The organism is Phenylobacterium sp., from assembly GCF_030681155.1.
Taxonomy (GTDB): domain Bacteria; phylum Pseudomonadota; class Alphaproteobacteria; order Caulobacterales; family Caulobacteraceae; genus Phenylobacterium.
This window is the reverse complement of sequence record NZ_JAUXXE010000018.1, coordinates 58,304-72,324: the sequence shown is the minus strand read 5'-3', so window position 1 is coordinate 72,324 and position 14,021 is coordinate 58,304. Positions and strand designations below refer to the sequence as shown.

Annotated in this window: 13 protein-coding genes; 6 read left to right on the top strand and 7 right to left on the bottom strand. The window is 60.3% G+C overall.

Annotated features, from left to right (window positions below):
* Positions 1-271 (top strand): UDP binding domain-containing protein (locus tag Q8M13_RS03665; RefSeq protein ID WP_305298277.1); only part of this gene is annotated, 271 nt, incomplete at its 5' end.
* Here the strand turns inward: Q8M13_RS03665 and Q8M13_RS03660 are convergent.
* Entirely contained in the window at positions 246-1,193 is a 948-nt protein-coding gene (locus Q8M13_RS03660; RefSeq protein ID WP_305298276.1) for an oxygenase MpaB family protein, read from the bottom strand. The two genes, Q8M13_RS03665 and Q8M13_RS03660, sit on opposite strands and share 26 nt — an antisense overlap.
* Before the next feature lie 99 nt (positions 1,194-1,292).
* A complete protein-coding gene (gene sfsA, locus Q8M13_RS03655) occupies positions 1,293-1,985 on the bottom strand; it encodes a DNA/RNA nuclease SfsA (protein ID WP_305298275.1) in 693 nt (230 codons plus the stop codon).
* Between the two features lie 151 nt (positions 1,986-2,136).
* On the opposite strand from sfsA, the gene Q8M13_RS03650 reads away from it, so the two are divergent.
* Together Q8M13_RS03650 and Q8M13_RS03645 are read left to right on the top strand one after the other, a co-directional pair.
* Positions 2,137-2,904, top strand: a complete 768-nt coding sequence (locus Q8M13_RS03650; protein WP_305298274.1) for a competence/damage-inducible protein A — start codon at positions 2,137-2,139, stop codon at positions 2,902-2,904.
* 80 nt (positions 2,905-2,984) lie between these two features.
* A complete protein-coding gene (locus Q8M13_RS03645; protein ID WP_305298273.1) occupies positions 2,985-3,905 on the top strand; it encodes a glycosyltransferase in 921 nt (306 codons plus the stop codon).
* A gap of 7 nt (positions 3,906-3,912) precedes the next feature.
* On the opposite strand, the gene Q8M13_RS03640 is transcribed toward Q8M13_RS03645, so the two are convergent.
* A complete protein-coding gene (locus Q8M13_RS03640; RefSeq protein WP_305298271.1) occupies positions 3,913-5,499 on the bottom strand; it encodes an O-antigen ligase in 1,587 nt (528 codons plus the stop codon).
* Positions 5,500-5,709: 210 nt separating this feature from the next.
* Here Q8M13_RS03640 and Q8M13_RS03635 point away from each other — a divergent pair, with 210 nt between their 5' ends.
* On the top strand, positions 5,710-6,399 hold the full coding sequence (locus tag Q8M13_RS03635) for a bifunctional 2-polyprenyl-6-hydroxyphenol methylase/3-demethylubiquinol 3-O-methyltransferase UbiG (protein ID WP_305298270.1): 690 nt from the start codon (positions 5,710-5,712) through the stop codon (positions 6,397-6,399).
* A gap of 131 nt (positions 6,400-6,530) precedes the next feature.
* On the top strand, positions 6,531-7,253 hold the full coding sequence (locus Q8M13_RS03630) for an FkbM family methyltransferase (RefSeq protein ID WP_305298269.1): 723 nt from the start codon (positions 6,531-6,533) through the stop codon (positions 7,251-7,253).
* 26 nt (positions 7,254-7,279) lie between these two features.
* Here the strand turns inward: Q8M13_RS03630 and Q8M13_RS03625 are convergent, their stop codons facing one another.
* The 3 genes from Q8M13_RS03625 to Q8M13_RS03615 all read right to left on the bottom strand — a co-directional run bounded on the left by Q8M13_RS03625 (position 7,280) and on the right by Q8M13_RS03615 (position 10,710).
* Positions 7,280-8,029, bottom strand: coding sequence for a glycosyltransferase (locus Q8M13_RS03625; protein ID WP_305298267.1), 750 nt, complete (start codon positions 8,027-8,029; stop codon positions 7,280-7,282).
* 133 nt (positions 8,030-8,162) lie between these two features.
* Positions 8,163-9,635, bottom strand: coding sequence for a flippase (locus Q8M13_RS03620; protein ID WP_305298266.1), 1,473 nt, complete (start codon positions 9,633-9,635; stop codon positions 8,163-8,165).
* Positions 9,636-9,789: 154 nt separating this feature from the next.
* Positions 9,790-10,710: a hypothetical protein gene (locus Q8M13_RS03615; RefSeq protein ID WP_305298265.1), complete on the bottom strand. Its 921-nt coding sequence runs from the start codon at positions 10,708-10,710 to the stop codon at positions 9,790-9,792.
* A gap of 185 nt (positions 10,711-10,895) precedes the next feature.
* Between Q8M13_RS03615 and Q8M13_RS03610 the strand changes: the two genes are divergently transcribed.
* Positions 10,896-12,005, top strand: a complete 1,110-nt coding sequence (locus tag Q8M13_RS03610) for a right-handed parallel beta-helix repeat-containing protein (RefSeq protein WP_305298263.1) — start codon at positions 10,896-10,898, stop codon at positions 12,003-12,005.
* Here the strand turns inward: Q8M13_RS03610 and asnB are convergent.
* Entirely contained in the window at positions 11,977-13,965 is a 1,989-nt protein-coding gene (gene asnB / locus Q8M13_RS03605; protein WP_305298262.1) for an asparagine synthase (glutamine-hydrolyzing), read from the bottom strand. The two genes, Q8M13_RS03610 and asnB, sit on opposite strands and share 29 nt — an antisense overlap.
* Positions 13,966-14,021: the final 56 nt, after the last annotated feature.

Sequence of the window (14,021 nt, the reverse complement as noted above, 5' to 3'; positions counted from 1 at the left end):
CATGGGCGCGAAGGTTCAGGCCTTCGACCCCGAGGGCCTGCATGAGGCCCGCCAGCTACTGCGCGATGTGGATTTCAAGGCTGACCCGTACGAGGTCGCCACCGGCGCCGACGCCCTGGTGATCATCACCGAGTGGGATCAATTCCGCGCCCTCGATCTGGACCGCGTGAAGCTGCTGATGAACGCCCCGGTGCTGGTCGACCTGCGCAACATCTACAAGCCCGCCGATGTCCGGGCGCGAGGTTTCAAATACGCCTCGATCGGGCGCTGACTGTCTGTGTAGTTGGACGTGAGCGCCGGGCGTAGAGATAGGAAGCTGGCAGGCCCATGCGTTGGCAGGCCTGGGCGGACGGGGCGGACTTCAGCACAAGGCGGTCGGCGGCGGCGCCTGCCAGCGCGACGATGCCGCGTTCCCATGGCCGCAAACCGTGGCTGGGACCCAGGCCAAGAATATCACGGGTCCATCCCGGCAGGATCTCGACGCCCGCGCGGATGAAGAGGTTTTGCAAGGGACGAAGGGGGCCGGGGGCAACAGGCGTGCGCCGCATGATGTCCAGGAAATCGAAGACGATCTGCGAGCGTTCCAGTTTGGGACGCATGGCCTGAAGCTGCTGCTCCAACGCGGCCTCAGATTGCGGCGCGCCGAGCGCGCCGTAGAGACGCGCGGCGGGCGCGGCCTCAGCATAGAAGCGGTCGCGGTCGCCCTGCGCCAGGGGCCGCACAAAGGTGTGATAGGCCTGGAGGAAGCCGAAGGAGGCGGTGGCCTGCACCCAGTCGAGCAGTTCGGCATCAGACGCGCGGTAGGCCTCGCCGGCCGGGGTGAGGCCGCTCACCTGGCCATGCATTCGTCCAACCCTCGCGATCATCCGTTCGGCGACCGACCGGGCGCCATAAACGGTGACCATCGCGGCCAGCCCCGTGCGCGCCATGCGCGGCAACGGATCGATGCGGAAGCTGGTGTGGTCCCATACGCCGGAACGAACCCTTGGCTCGGCCAGTTCGAGAAGCACCGCGGTGGTTCCACCGATGAACAGCGAGACGGGGTTCTTGAACACCTGCCAGGACACCGAGTCCGGGCCGGCCAGCGCCGGTTCGCCAGCCGGCCGGGTGAAGTCGACGGCGGGCAGGTCGCCCGCATAGGCCTTCAGGATCTGGCCTATCGCGCCAGGCGCGGGCAGGTCGGTCGTGGTCATCGCGATTTGGCCTCGGCGGCGGGCGCCATTGCCACCCTGGTCCTCAGATTGGTCGATCTGCCGTCCGTCGCAAGCTGGCGAAAGCAATAGGGCGCCTCTTCAGGCCGCCGGCGTCCAGGGGATCCGATGGCTCAGGCTTACGGCCGTCGGAGAGACCAGCACCTCGACCCCGGCGGCCGCGGCCTGGTCGAGCGCGGCGGCGAACTTCTGGTCCAGCTCGGCGCAGGCCCGGAAGCTCTCGCAATCGGTGCGCTGGACAACGAACAACACCACCGCGCGCTCGCCGGCCGCCGCCATTGCTTCAAGCTCGCGCAGGTGCTTGGAGGATCTGGCCGCCACGCAATCGGGAAACTCCGCCAGCCCCTTGGTGCGCGACAGGTGGCAGTTCTTGATCTCCAGCCAGCAGGGCGGGCGATCTGGGTGCTCCAGCAGGAAGTCGACGCGCGAGGCCTCGCCATACTTCACCTCACGCCGGTGGGTGGCATAGCCGCGAAGTTCGGGAATGGCGTCCGCCGCCAGAGCCTCTGCGACCAGCCGGTTGGGATGCATGGTGTTGACGCCGACCATCGCGCCGCCCACCTCCACGAACTCCAGGGTATGGGCGAGCTTGCGCTTGGGGTCATCGGACTTCGACAGCCAGACCGGCAGGCCCGGCATGTTGACGCGCAGCATCGCGCCTGGATTGGGGCAATGGGCGGTCACGGCCGAGCCGTCTTCCATCACCACGTCGGCGAAGAAGCGCTTGTAGCGGCTGACGAGCGTGCCGCGCATCAGCGGTTGGGGGAAATCCATGGGCGGTCCGAAGCTGGCGAGCAGGTTGATTTAGGGAGCGCGGACGCAAAGGACCAGCCGCTCGCAGCGACTAACGGTTGCGAGCGGTCGCCGAGCAGGGTTAGTCGAAAGCCATGCGCGGCGTGGCGCGCGAGAATGACGGGCGAGGCGGATGACGGGTTCGGTGGACGGGCGGGTGACCGCAGGGGTGCTGATCATCGGCGACGAGATCCTCTCGGGCCGGACGCAGGACACCAACCTGCGCGACATCGCCAAGTATCTGGGCGTGCATGGCGTGGATTTGGCCGAGGCGCGGACCGTCAGCGACGACCTCCCCGAGATCGTGGCGGCGCTCGACGCCCTGCGCACCCGCTATGACTATGTGATCACCACCGGCGGCATTGGCCCGACCCACGACGACATCACCGCTGACGCGGTGGCCGCCGCCTTTGGCGTGGAGCTTGAGGAGCACCCCGAGATCATGGCGATGATGGCCGCGCGTTGGGGCGAGGCGCCTAACGCCGCCCGCCGGCGCATGGCCCGCGTGCCGGTCGGCGGCGTGCTGGTGAAGAACCCGGTCCAGGGACCGCCCGGCTTCATGATCGGCAATGTCTTCGTGTTGGCCGGGGTGCCGACCATCATGCGCGGCATGCTCGAAGACGTCGGCCACCGGCTGAAGGGCGGGGCGGTGACTATCTCGAGAACCGTTCGCGTAGAGGGCTCGGGCGAAAGCGTGATCGCCCAGCCGCTGGAGGCCGTAGCCAAGGCCCACCCGGACATGTCGCTGGGCAGCTACCCGTTCTTCGGCGACGGGATCTTTGGCTCAAACCTCGTGCTGCGAGCGCGCGACGCTAGCGAGCTGGCGGCGGTGGTCGAGGAGTTGATCGCGGCGCTGACGGCGGCAGGGATCGAGGGTGTGCGGGAGGTGGATGGGGTTTAGGAGGAGGCCCTGTCACCAACTACGCTTGCCTGAGGTATGAACCGGGCAAAATCCACTGTGTCTTCTGAGGGCGTTTAGACATGCGCGTTGCAATTTCCATCGTCGGATTCAAGAATTCCGATGACATCGTGAAATGCCTGAGCGCGCTCGACAAGTGTGACTATCGCGATTTTCAGGTCATTATCTGTGAGAACGGCGGTCTGGAGGCTTATGATCAGCTCATTGCAAGCCTGCCTAGCAGCCTTGAAGGCGGACAAGACGTCCGTGTGATCGCGGCTCCATCGAATTTGGGATACGCGGGGGGCGTCAATGTGTGCCTCCGCGAAACACCTGATGCTGATGCTTGGTGGATACTCAATCCCGACACTCAGCCACATCCTGGGGCGCTGTCGGCCTTGGTCGCTCGGTTGTCGATGGGTGACTGCGACGCCGTTGGGGGCACCACCCATTTCGAGGATGGCACCGTTGAGGCGTTTGGCGGGCGTTGGAGGCCCTGGCTAGCGCGCGCTGAATCAATTGGAAATGGCGCGCCCGTTGAGAGGCCAGTCAGTTCTGGCGCCATCGAGCTTAAAATCTCCTACATCAGCGGAGCGTCTATGCTGGTCGGGCGAGGCTTTGTCGAGGCCGTCGGGCCAATGAACGAAAGCTATTTTCTCTATTGCGAAGAGGTCGAGTGGTGCCTTCGTGGCGCGCAGATCGGAATGCGGCTGGGCTTCGCGCCGGGCGGCCTTGTGCTACACCATCAAGGTACGACTACAGGGTCGGGGCTGGACATTCGCACGCGGCCGCGTTTGCCCGTATTCTTGGACGAACGAAACAAACTCCTGGTGACGCGCGATTGCTACCCGGCGCGACTTCCGATCGCGGCGATCGCCGCGATGGCGTTGTTATTCCTGCGCTTCGGACGGCGGAGGGCTTGGCGTCAGCTTGGCTACGGCTTGGAGGGCTGGTTCGCGGGCCTGCTCGGTCGTCGTGGGCGACCAAGCTGGCTGCAAGCCTGACGCGCCGCTATTTACGCGTGCCTTGACCGAGTGGATCTCGTTGGATTCGATAGACCAGCGCGACCACCATTCCCATTATCATGAAGACCAGGGGGTGGTTGTCGTCGTTTGCGAATACCGCCTTGATTGCGAAGAAGCTCGCCAGAGAGACGGCCGCGGGGATGAGGAGCGCATAGTCCGGATGGCGCTGATATGCGCTCCAGGCATACTTGATCGCGTAGTATATGCAGGCGATCATCATGCCGTAGTAGAGAATGAAGCCGATGACGCCATATTCCAGTCCGATAAGCAGGAAGTAGCTGTCGATCGTCGCGACGCCAGCGCGGTTTGCATAACCCAGCGCATCTGCTCCCATTCCTGGGCCATGGCCAATCGGGTGGGTCAGAACCTTGGGAAGTCCCGAGGCTATTTGATCCATTCGGCCTTCATTACTAGCGGCGTACTGGCCCGTTCCCCACACCTTGTTGCGAACCCGGCCAACAAGGAAGCTTATCGCTACGACGGCGGCGAATAGTATCGGGTAGGCAAGGACGATTGCTGGTGCGATCAGACTATCGCGTTTGCGGCGCCAGACAAGCGCCGCCCAGAACAGCAGATAGCCCATTGTTCCAATGAAGAAGCCCAGGATACCGAGGCGCGCGTCTGTCGCGAGAATGACAATCAAGTAGAATGGTACTGATGCGATCGCCGCGAGCCGGACGAGGCGATTATTGGATGAAGCGATAAAGTGAAGGGTGAAAGGCAGACTCAGCGCCATGAACTCGGAAAGGCCAAGGCTGGTCGAAAAGGTGCTTTGAGCCCTGTATTGCCCCGTCGTTAGTCTCGTCGCGCCCGCCAAAATTCGTTGCACTGTCGGGTCTTCGATTTTCAGAAAGCCAGGGATGTGGCCGGCCCACAGGACGCGCTGCTGGGTAGATTCCACCAATGCGATGGTCCCGAGGAATATCGCCACGGACCACACGAGTGCAGCCCATCGCTGAGGCCGCTTTTCTTGAAGAAAGACATAGCAACTGACGAAGAATATGGCCGTCCAGTTCGTCTGAAATACGACGAATCTTTGGATGGACTGCTGCGTGTTGCCAGAGAACGCTATCGACAAAAACTGAATGCAAACAAAGAGCGCCAGCGCTTTCCAGATTAGGGGGGTGGCCTTCAAAGGCGCCGCCAGGGTCGCTCGAAACTCTCCCGATACCGAGATCGAAATCAGCAGCAGCAAGACCATCGGCAAGCCCGTCAGGCGCAGCAGTGTGATCCAGGGCAAGCCGGGGAGGGCGATTGCAAGGTAATTTGGCCATAGGAGCAAAGCCCCGAGGAATGCGAAGTACAGGATCGTAAGCGTGCGGGTCGGCGCGCGTCGCATATCAGGCAGCGCCCAGATGGTTAGGGCCGCGAGCAGCGCCATGGGCACTGTGAAGAGCACGAACAGGTAGGGCACGAAGAGTGCGAAATAGAAGCCGAAGGGAATGCAGAAGAAGATGAGGACCGCCGCGAGCAGCGAGCCAAGCCGCCTGTGCCGCCGCGCGCTATGAGAGTCCTCGTAAGGTTGAAGGACGGCCGGCGGCACGGCATCTTTTCGCGCCCAGTTGAAAGCCATCCTGCGTCACTCCGCTCACTTGTAGCACCGGGGCCAGCCTTCGCCGGACACAGCATAGTAGCTGCTGGCTTATTTCAATTCCGTTCCATTCGAACAAGAACCTCGAACGGGACGATTTGGCGACGACATCCGAGCCTGGAAGAAGGCGTCCACGGTTTGAAAACGACTAGCGACTATCGTGAACTTTGATTGTGGTTTGGATTTTGACGCATGGCTGCCGAACAAAACGAAACGTCAGAAACTCCTTCCGTTGTTGAGACAGCCTACCAGGCCAAGCCGGTCAGCTATTTCGCCAACGCGCGGCGGGACATTGTCGCTTTGCTTGAGACCGGGCCTGAGGCGGCGATCTTGGAGTTGGGGTGCGGCGCCGGCGGAACGGGCCGAGCCGTGATCGCAGCGGGGAAATGTGGTCGGTATGTCGGCATTGAGCTAAATTCCGCTGCCGCGCGCGAGGCGGCCCAGACCCTCACCGAAGTGGTGGTCGGCGACGTGCACGACATCGCCCTTGCTTCGTACGAAACGCAGTTCGATGCGCTGATCATCAGTGAGGTCTTGGAGCACCTGCTCGATCCGTGGGAGACTCTCGCGCGGCTCTCGGTATGCCTGAAGCCAGGCGGGAAAATCTACGCCAGTTCGCCAAACGTTGCGCATTGGCAGGTCATAAAAGAGCTGTTCTTAGGGCGCTTCCGCTACACGGAGGTCGGGATCATGGATCGGACGCATCTCCGCTGGTTTACGCCTGATAGCTACCGGGAGATGTTTGAGGCCGCTGGTTTAACTGTGGAATCGGTCGAGCCATTGGTCCCTCCGCGCTGGAAAGCGCGGCTGGCAGAGCGGATAACGGGGGGGCGCTTTGCACATCTTTTCGCAGCCCAGATCATGCTCGTCGGGCGCCGCTAATGTGGTCTTGGGAACGCTGCCATCTGTTCAGGTGAGGCGTTGACAACCAATAGGCGTTTGGGGGGCACCATACAGTGGCATTTCGTCAGCTGTTTGGTACGTCCACAGACTTGGTTCTCGGGGCAAGTTTGATGACACGTCTAAAATCGCTTCTCCGCCGGTTCGGCGTCTACGGCGGACGGCTCTCGCGCCGTCCCTTCGGTGAGGACATCCTCCACGACATTGATCGTTTGTCGCAGTCCTGGGGCACTCAGGTTCGCACCATCCTTGATGTCGGGGCGAACATTGGTCAAACGGCGGAGCGGTTCGCTGACCACTTTCCCGACGCGAAAATCTGGTCGTTTGAGCCTCATCCGACGACGTTCGCGACGCTTCAACAGACCGTTTCCGGGCGCCCGAATGTCCAGACGCGGAATCTGGCGCTAGGCGACACCAACGAGATGGTGGCCTTTTTCGAGTACGAAAATCCCCTGATCAATAGCCGCATTGCTGACGCCGCCTACCCGCGCCGCAAAGGGCTGACGCCGCGTCGGCTGCAGGTGGAGCAGCAGACCGTGGATAGTTTCTGCGCCGCCGAAGGCATTGCCGAGATTGATTTCCTTAAAGTCGATACTGAAGGTTTTGACCGGGCGGTGATCGCGGGAGCGACGGGGCTCCTGGCGAGCGGCGCTATCCGCTTTGTTCAATGCGAATTCGCTCTCTCGTCTGAAGGGAAGGCCACGACGGTCGCTGATCTCCTGCCGCTTATCGAGCCATATGGCTACTACCTCCTCTCGACATACCTCGACTTCGTCGTCCTCGATGGGAAGATGTTCGCGAACGGCAACGTGCTGTTCGTCCGGCCAAATGAATAGGCGGTTGCCGCGCCGACGCACCCACCCTAGGGGGCGTCTTCGAGCCCCAGGCGTTGAGCGATCATCGCCGGATCACCTGTGGGCTCGGCTCTTACCGTTTTGCCAAGGTGCCGCAGCCGCATCCTGAAGTTGCGCCAATGCAGCGGAATGCTCGACGACAGGATTGGGCAGATGAGATTGGGCAGGGGGAGTTGTCCTCGCCACTTATCTTGCAGGTAGTGGTAGGCGGCCATGTATCCACCGGCGAGACTGACGACGGGACGACTGTGATGGATGACTGGGGCGTCGATCACGTAGCAGCCGAGGCCGCGCTGCTTGGCGATCTGGACCAGATCTGTCGCGTAAAGATGGAAGCTTGGTAGATTGTCGTCAAACTCAATGCTCGCTGCACGCCGTATGACGAGGAGAACTTCGTCGAGCGCCGTCGCTATTTTGGGCTGGTCCGTTTCGCGCCCGACGAGTTGGCCAAGGCCGGACGACCAAGTGCGTCCACTGAGGGCACCATTTTCATCGAGCCCAATAATGCCGGCGACAGCCCACTCCGGATCGAGATCATTTAGCCGCCGTACTTGATCGTCCAAGCGGGACAAGAAAGGGCGCGGCAGATATACGTCCTGGTGAACTAAGACGACATAGTCTGCGCCCGAATCGCTCAGGGCCTGATTATATGCGGCGCCTGCTGAGTTGAAGTCTTCGTAGATTCGCAGTTTAGCTTCACCCGAAACGATACCGTTCGAGCGCCCAAGGCAGATGTCCAGGATGCGCCGATCGTTCACGGCCGCCGCTATATCAAAGGACCCCTTTTGGGGGGCGGGGGGCTGGTGTTGAGTCACTGGAAGAGCTCCGACCGAAGTCCGCATTATGGGCAAACGTGAGTGTCTAGTCCGTCGTGGGGGGCTTGAGCGGCGATCAGGGACCTGTTCCCAGATCGGGCCTGCGCAGAGCCGCACGCAGTCTGCGGATCAATTCCTCTCGCAGCTCCCCCGGGAGGCTGTAGGCCGCTATCGCTAGGGTTCCCATCCCGAGTATGAGGGCCGCGAGCCACCACTGCCAGTCGGTGATCCGCCAAATGCTCGCCAGCCAAACACCAAGGATCAGAAGCGCCAGGTTAACAGCCTGGGTACGCCAACCTGGAAGGCGACGACCGGCGAACCAAGTCAGCAACGCGTAGTCGGCTAGGGATCTGGCGGCGACCGCAAAGGCGGCACCAGGCAGGCCAAACCATATGATCCCAAGGTACATGACTAGGAAGTACGGCGGGATCTCGAGGAGCATGACTTTAGTGACCAGATCTGGCCGGCCAGCGGCCTGGAGTCTGGTGAACGAGATCAGAGCAAACGCATTCGCCCACATGCCGACCAGGATGATGCGTCCAACTAGATCAGCTTGTGGGGCGATCTTGTCGCCGACCCAGAGATTTAGGAACGGACCTATCAGAAACACGCCGCCGAGGAATGGCAGGCTCAGGAGGCTGGCCAGCGTTAGTGTTGCTCGATCAGTGAGTTCGCGTTGTTCGTCGGGCGAAGCTGCCGAGAGGCGGGGAAAGAGGGCCGTGGTTAAGGCGCTAGGCAGGATCGCTGTGCGGCCCGCAAGCTGCAGCGGCACGGTATAGTTGGTGACAGCAGCGGCGCCCAAAAGGGCGCCGATCACAAACCGGTCAGCAATGTAGAGGAGGGGGCCAAGGGCGGAGGTCAGGCTCACCCATCCTCCGTACTTGAGGAGGGCGACGACTTCTCCTTTATCGACGCGGCCCTTGCTTCCTCGAATGAGTTCGGCGTGGCAGCGGTAGCCCATGGCGACGAGCGCGAAGCCGCGTGCGGCTAGGGCACCTCCAAGCAGGAGACTAAGGTTCGGCCCTAAGCGCCAAGCCAACGCTAGAGGCACCAGCTGGAACAAGGTCGTGGAAATAACCGATATGACATTGATTTCGAGAAACTTCTCGCGACCCTGCATTGCCCCGGTCAGCACTCCCATCAGCGTGGCGACCGGAACCGAGGCGGCGAGCAGCGGGACGGCCGCCAAGATTTCGCCCCTCAGGTGCTCATCGACCTTGAAGACGTGACTGAAGAAATATGCCGCGGCTGCCCAGAGAGTCAGCCCACCGGCTACGCCCATCGCTGCGTTCACGGCCAGCGCCGAAAGGAACGTGCTTGAGCGGGTAGCCGCCGGGGCGCTGCGGAGAGCCGAAATCCGAAAGGAGGTGGCTCGTCCCAGGCCGAGGTCGAAGAGGCCAAAATATCCGAGCAGCAGCCAAGCGATGGCCAGCACGCCGTATCGCTCGGCACCTACCAGTTCAAGGTAGAGCGGGACCGTTACAAGCGAAAGTATGATGGGGATGAGCGCCCCAAGGAGGTTGTAGCCGGTGTGACGACGAACGCTCAACTTGCCATCCAATCTTCCAATCGCCCGCGAGGCGGCCGACCTGTGGGGAGCGCGGCGCGGCAAATGTGCGGGCCAAATGCGCCTTCGACATTGCTCATGGACGTTCCGTGTTCAGAATTCGCGTTTGGTTAAGCGGCAGGTGGCCGCATCACGCTCAGGCGCGCTTTGCCAGCAACCTTTTCGCTTTTCGTCCCAAATGCTCGACAAGTGTCTCGGTTCGATACGCCGCGTCTACCGTGAGGGTGGCCACTACCGGATGGTTATCGGCTGAGTAGCTGTTGGAGCAGTGCCAAACTAAGCAATCCGGATCTGGACGACCTTGTATGATGGGGATGACCATTCGCGAGCGTAGCCGCGGAGTTGGATCCTCATAGGTGAGGCCCATGGCGGATCGTTCCTGAATGTTCCATGGGACAAATTCCGAATCGATCGGAGAAAATGATCTGCTTTCGGTGTATTCTTTCGCTAAATCTCGGTCGAGAATAAATCCGGCCCAGTACGGATTCAAGTTTGAATGATAAATCTGACTTCCAATACTTATGGATCTGTCTCGTTGCCAGTATTCTGTATTCATAACGTCTACAAGTCTTATTTCGTTGTCCTTTTTCTCGTAACGAATGAATCCTGGTATGAGTTTTTTGGATTTCAGGGTCTGAATATTTCGGATGAAATACGTAATGTTCTCGTGCGTAAGCGCAATGTCATCTTCTATGTAGATGAAGAAGTCTTCGCCTGGGGATGCGCTTTCGAGCCATGTATTGACAAATTTCTTGTGTTCCCAGGTTAGCATTCTCGGGTTTGCAAGTCCTGACGCCACGTTAAGTGTAAGGTTGTGCCCGCGACGTTCAAACTGGTCGATGTAAGGACGCAAGAAGCCGGATGTCTCATAAGTGTCGACGTTAGAGGTAATGGTTGCCGCTACAATACAGTTTTTCCAGCCGAGCATAGCGTCCAACACGATGTGCAGCTGCGTAGTTCGGTCCTCTCTGAAGTGAGAAACAATGTGTACCTCAATACGACTTACCATCTGAATTCCTTGAAACGCTCCAGGGCCGAGATGCAGATTCCTTGCCACGAGCAGGGCTTGTCCGAGGCGCCTGTTCTAGGGGTGGGCTGCCGACGGTATGGCGAAGGCTGAAGGTCATTACAATCCGGCTCCACAGCGCCGCAATCAGAGTTCGACGTGTCGCCGTTCGTCAATTGAGCGTTGTCGGTTAACTTGGTGTTCGTGACAGGGCTCTGAGCGGCGGAGAGAGTTGAATGAAACAAACACGTGTTCCAATAACGGCTTGGCCGATCCAATCAGCAGGCCTGATTGTCGTTGCGTGCGTGGTCGCGGCCCTGCTCGGCGGCAGCCAGCGCAGTCCGCACAAAGCCGTCCTTGCGGTCGGTGACGTCGCAAGCTTGAACTCTGCCCTGAGCGCAGCTCATGACGGGGACACCATCCTACTCAAATCAGGCGTCTATTCCGGGGTTCGGGCGAGCAATTTGTCGTTCGACCAGAATGTCACGATCCGTTCGGAAAACCCTAAAGCCCGAGCTCAGCTAACCAATTTCGCGATTAGAAAGAGCAAGGGGCTCACCTTCGAGGATCTCGAATTTGCCGCCCAGGGCCCCAGCTATGAATCTTTCATAGCTGTCGATTCAAGCGCGCTCGAGTTCAGGCGCATCTTTGTGCATGGATCATTGGACGGTGATACATCCAATGACGGGCAAGGGATCGGCATTCTTCGCGGCAGAAACATCCGAATTGTGGATTCCGAGTTCCGCCAGCTTCATCGCGCAGTCTCAATGTCTCAAAGCGAGAGCATCTTTGTCATTGGAAATGTATTCCAAGATCTGCGGACCACCGGAGTGGTGGGGGCGGAGGTGATGCACGTAGAGATTTCCGACAACGATTTTTCCAGTTTTCATCCACAGACGGCTGACCACCCAGATGCGGTGCAGTTCCTTACGGCGGGAACCTCTCAAACGACCCGAAACATCGTTGTTCGGAACAACCTCATCCACCGCGGCGAAGGCAAAGCAACGCAGGGAATATTCTTCCGCGATCAAGTAGGAACGCTGCCCTACCAGGACGTGGTGATCCAAGGTAACCATATCATTGGCACCGGCTATGGAGCACTCTACGTCATTGGCGCGCGCAATCTCCACGTGTCAGACAACGTCTTAGTGTCCAATCCTGGGAAGGAGAACCGGACCTGGATGATCATCAAGAATGTGGATGGGGGATTGGTCGCCGACAATCAGGCCATCTCGATTACATTCGAGAATGTGGAGAACCTCAAACAAGAGCGCAACCGCCTAAACAAACCTGCCAATGACGAGGGCCGGGCTGCGCTTAAGGCCTGGGAAGCGGCGCGGCGCTGATGGGCGGGATTGATTTCGGCAAGCTGGCGACGCCTTGCTCCGTCGTCGATGATTGAGAATTTCGGGGAAGAAATACGTCCTGGTACCATACCTCGGCCGATAGCAGGGTCCAGAGCGAACTGCTGGCGTCTATTTTCCGCTCGTCGTGCGCCGCAAGCATGCGATCGATCTCGGCCGGATTGCCGTACCGGCCGCAAAGGCCATCGCTAGCGCAAAGGTAGTCAAACAGCATTTCGCGCATTTCGACACGGAACCACTCGGCCAGTGGCACATGGAAGCCCCACTTCGGGCGGTTGGTGATTTCCGGGGGCAGCAGCTCGGAGGCCCATTGGCGAACGATCCATTTGCTGGTCTTGCCGCGAATCTTCAAGTGGTCAGGGAGGGCAAGGCCGAACGCCGCCAGTTCTTTGTCGAGAAATGGCGGGCGTACTTCCAAGCCCTCAGCCATGGTCATCCGGTCTCCCCGCTCCAGCATGTTACCGGGGAGCCACGTCAGGCAGTCTATCGCCTGCATGCGGAACAGGGGACTCGCGTCGGTCCCTGCCAGGGCGGCGGCCCTATGCGCCGACATCGTCCGTTCCCATTCAACTTCGCCCCACCCGATCCCCGGCAAGAGGGTTTGAAGATCGCGCTGATCGAAGTAGCTGAACCACTGGGCCGCACTCTCGGCCTCGGTTCGGCAAGCAAGTGCTCGCGCTGCGACCAGCGCCCTCGTCCGGTCCATTCCCAAGGCTCCGGCCACTCGTGCAGTAGGCTGTGCGCCAATGATGGAGATGGCTCGCCTTAGAGCCCAGGAGGCGTTTGCGAAGCCATATTTCGGATAGCCGCCAAATATCTCGTCTGCACCTTCCCCAGATAGGGCGACCTTCACGCTGTCCCGCGCGGTCAGACTCATTTCCGCGATCGCAACGTCCGCCGGTTGGCTGACTGGACCATCGCGGCATGCGGAGAGCTCGGCCATGCGCCGTACGAAGGCCTCTGGGCCGACAGTAAGAGCCGTATGCTGGGTTCCAACGGCGTCCGCCACGATCTGGGCAAAGCCCAATTCGCTGTGAGGGTCGCCTTGGAAGCCGACAGAGAAGGTGCGGATCTGCTCGTTGGCGGGGCGGAGCTTGCGCATCGCGGCGACTATCAGGCTGCTGTCCAGCCCACCGGAGAGAAATGCTCCGACCGGAACGTCTGCGATGAGTCTTTCGCGGACGGATTCCATAAAGAGCTCGAGACCCGTACCGACGTATTCTTGATCACCTAGGGTCGTCGAACTCTTACGTTTCCTCTGGGCCTCTTCTATCAGAGCGTGGAACCGGCCAACTTTCAGCCCCTCGCGACTGAATTCGAGATAGTGACCAGGTGGCAGTTGGCGAACGCCTCTATGGAGGCACGCCTCCCCGTAGACGGCGCGGAAACGTAGCGCCTGACGCAGAGCCTCGGTATTCAGAGAACGATCGACTTCCGGATGCTCCAATAGAGCCTTCGGTTCGCTTCCGAACACAAGGACGCCAGGCGCGACTTCGGCGTAGAATAGAGGCTTCTCCCCGAGGGGGTCGCGCGCGAGTAAGAGGGACTCTTGCGAGCGGTCCCAGGCGGCAAGCGCAAACATTCCATCGAGAGTTGGGAGCGCGGATACGCCTCCGCGGGAGATTGAGCGGAGCACCACTTCGGTGTCCCCCTCCGTTACGAAGGTCTCCCCAAGTTGCTCCAGGGAGCGCCGCAGTTCTTTGTAATTGTAGAGCTCGCCATTGTAGGCCAGTGCGACGTTGCTGTCGGGAACCAGCATTGGTTGCGGGCTGCCGCCGACGTCGATGATGCTCAACCGGGTATGAGCGAACCCACAGGGGCCGAGAACCAGCGTGCCCTGCTCATCAGGTCCTCTTCTGGTGAGGGAGTGCGCCATAGCGTTCAGAATTCGCTGATCGGGGGACGCAGTCCTGAAGTCAATGTAGCCGGCAATTCCACACATGATCGACCGTCTCAGGAGAGTGAAGGATATCTCGAAATCCCAGACTAGCTGGTCGT

Bases quoted from the DNA above. Each gene is read 5' to 3' on its own strand.
- Q8M13_RS03660 (WP_305298276.1), bottom strand. From the start codon at position 1,193: ATGACCACGACCGACCTGCCCGCGCCTGGCGCGATAGGCCAGATCCTG.
- sfsA (WP_305298275.1), bottom strand. From the start codon at position 1,985: ATGGATTTCCCCCAACCGCTGATGCGCGGCACGCTCGTCAGCCGCTAC.
- Q8M13_RS03650 (WP_305298274.1), top strand. From the start codon at position 2,137: ATGACGGGTTCGGTGGACGGGCGGGTGACCGCAGGGGTGCTGATCATC.
- Q8M13_RS03645 (WP_305298273.1), top strand. From the start codon at position 2,985: ATGCGCGTTGCAATTTCCATCGTCGGATTCAAGAATTCCGATGACATC.
- Q8M13_RS03640 (WP_305298271.1), bottom strand. From the start codon at position 5,499: ATGGCTTTCAACTGGGCGCGAAAAGATGCCGTGCCGCCGGCCGTCCTT.
- Q8M13_RS03635 (WP_305298270.1), top strand. From the start codon at position 5,710: ATGGCTGCCGAACAAAACGAAACGTCAGAAACTCCTTCCGTTGTTGAG.
- Q8M13_RS03630 (WP_305298269.1), top strand. From the start codon at position 6,531: ATGACACGTCTAAAATCGCTTCTCCGCCGGTTCGGCGTCTACGGCGGA.
- Q8M13_RS03610 (WP_305298263.1), top strand. From the start codon at position 10,896: ATGAAACAAACACGTGTTCCAATAACGGCTTGGCCGATCCAATCAGCA.
- asnB (WP_305298262.1), bottom strand. From the start codon at position 13,965: ATGTGTGGAATTGCCGGCTACATTGACTTCAGGACTGCGTCCCCCGAT.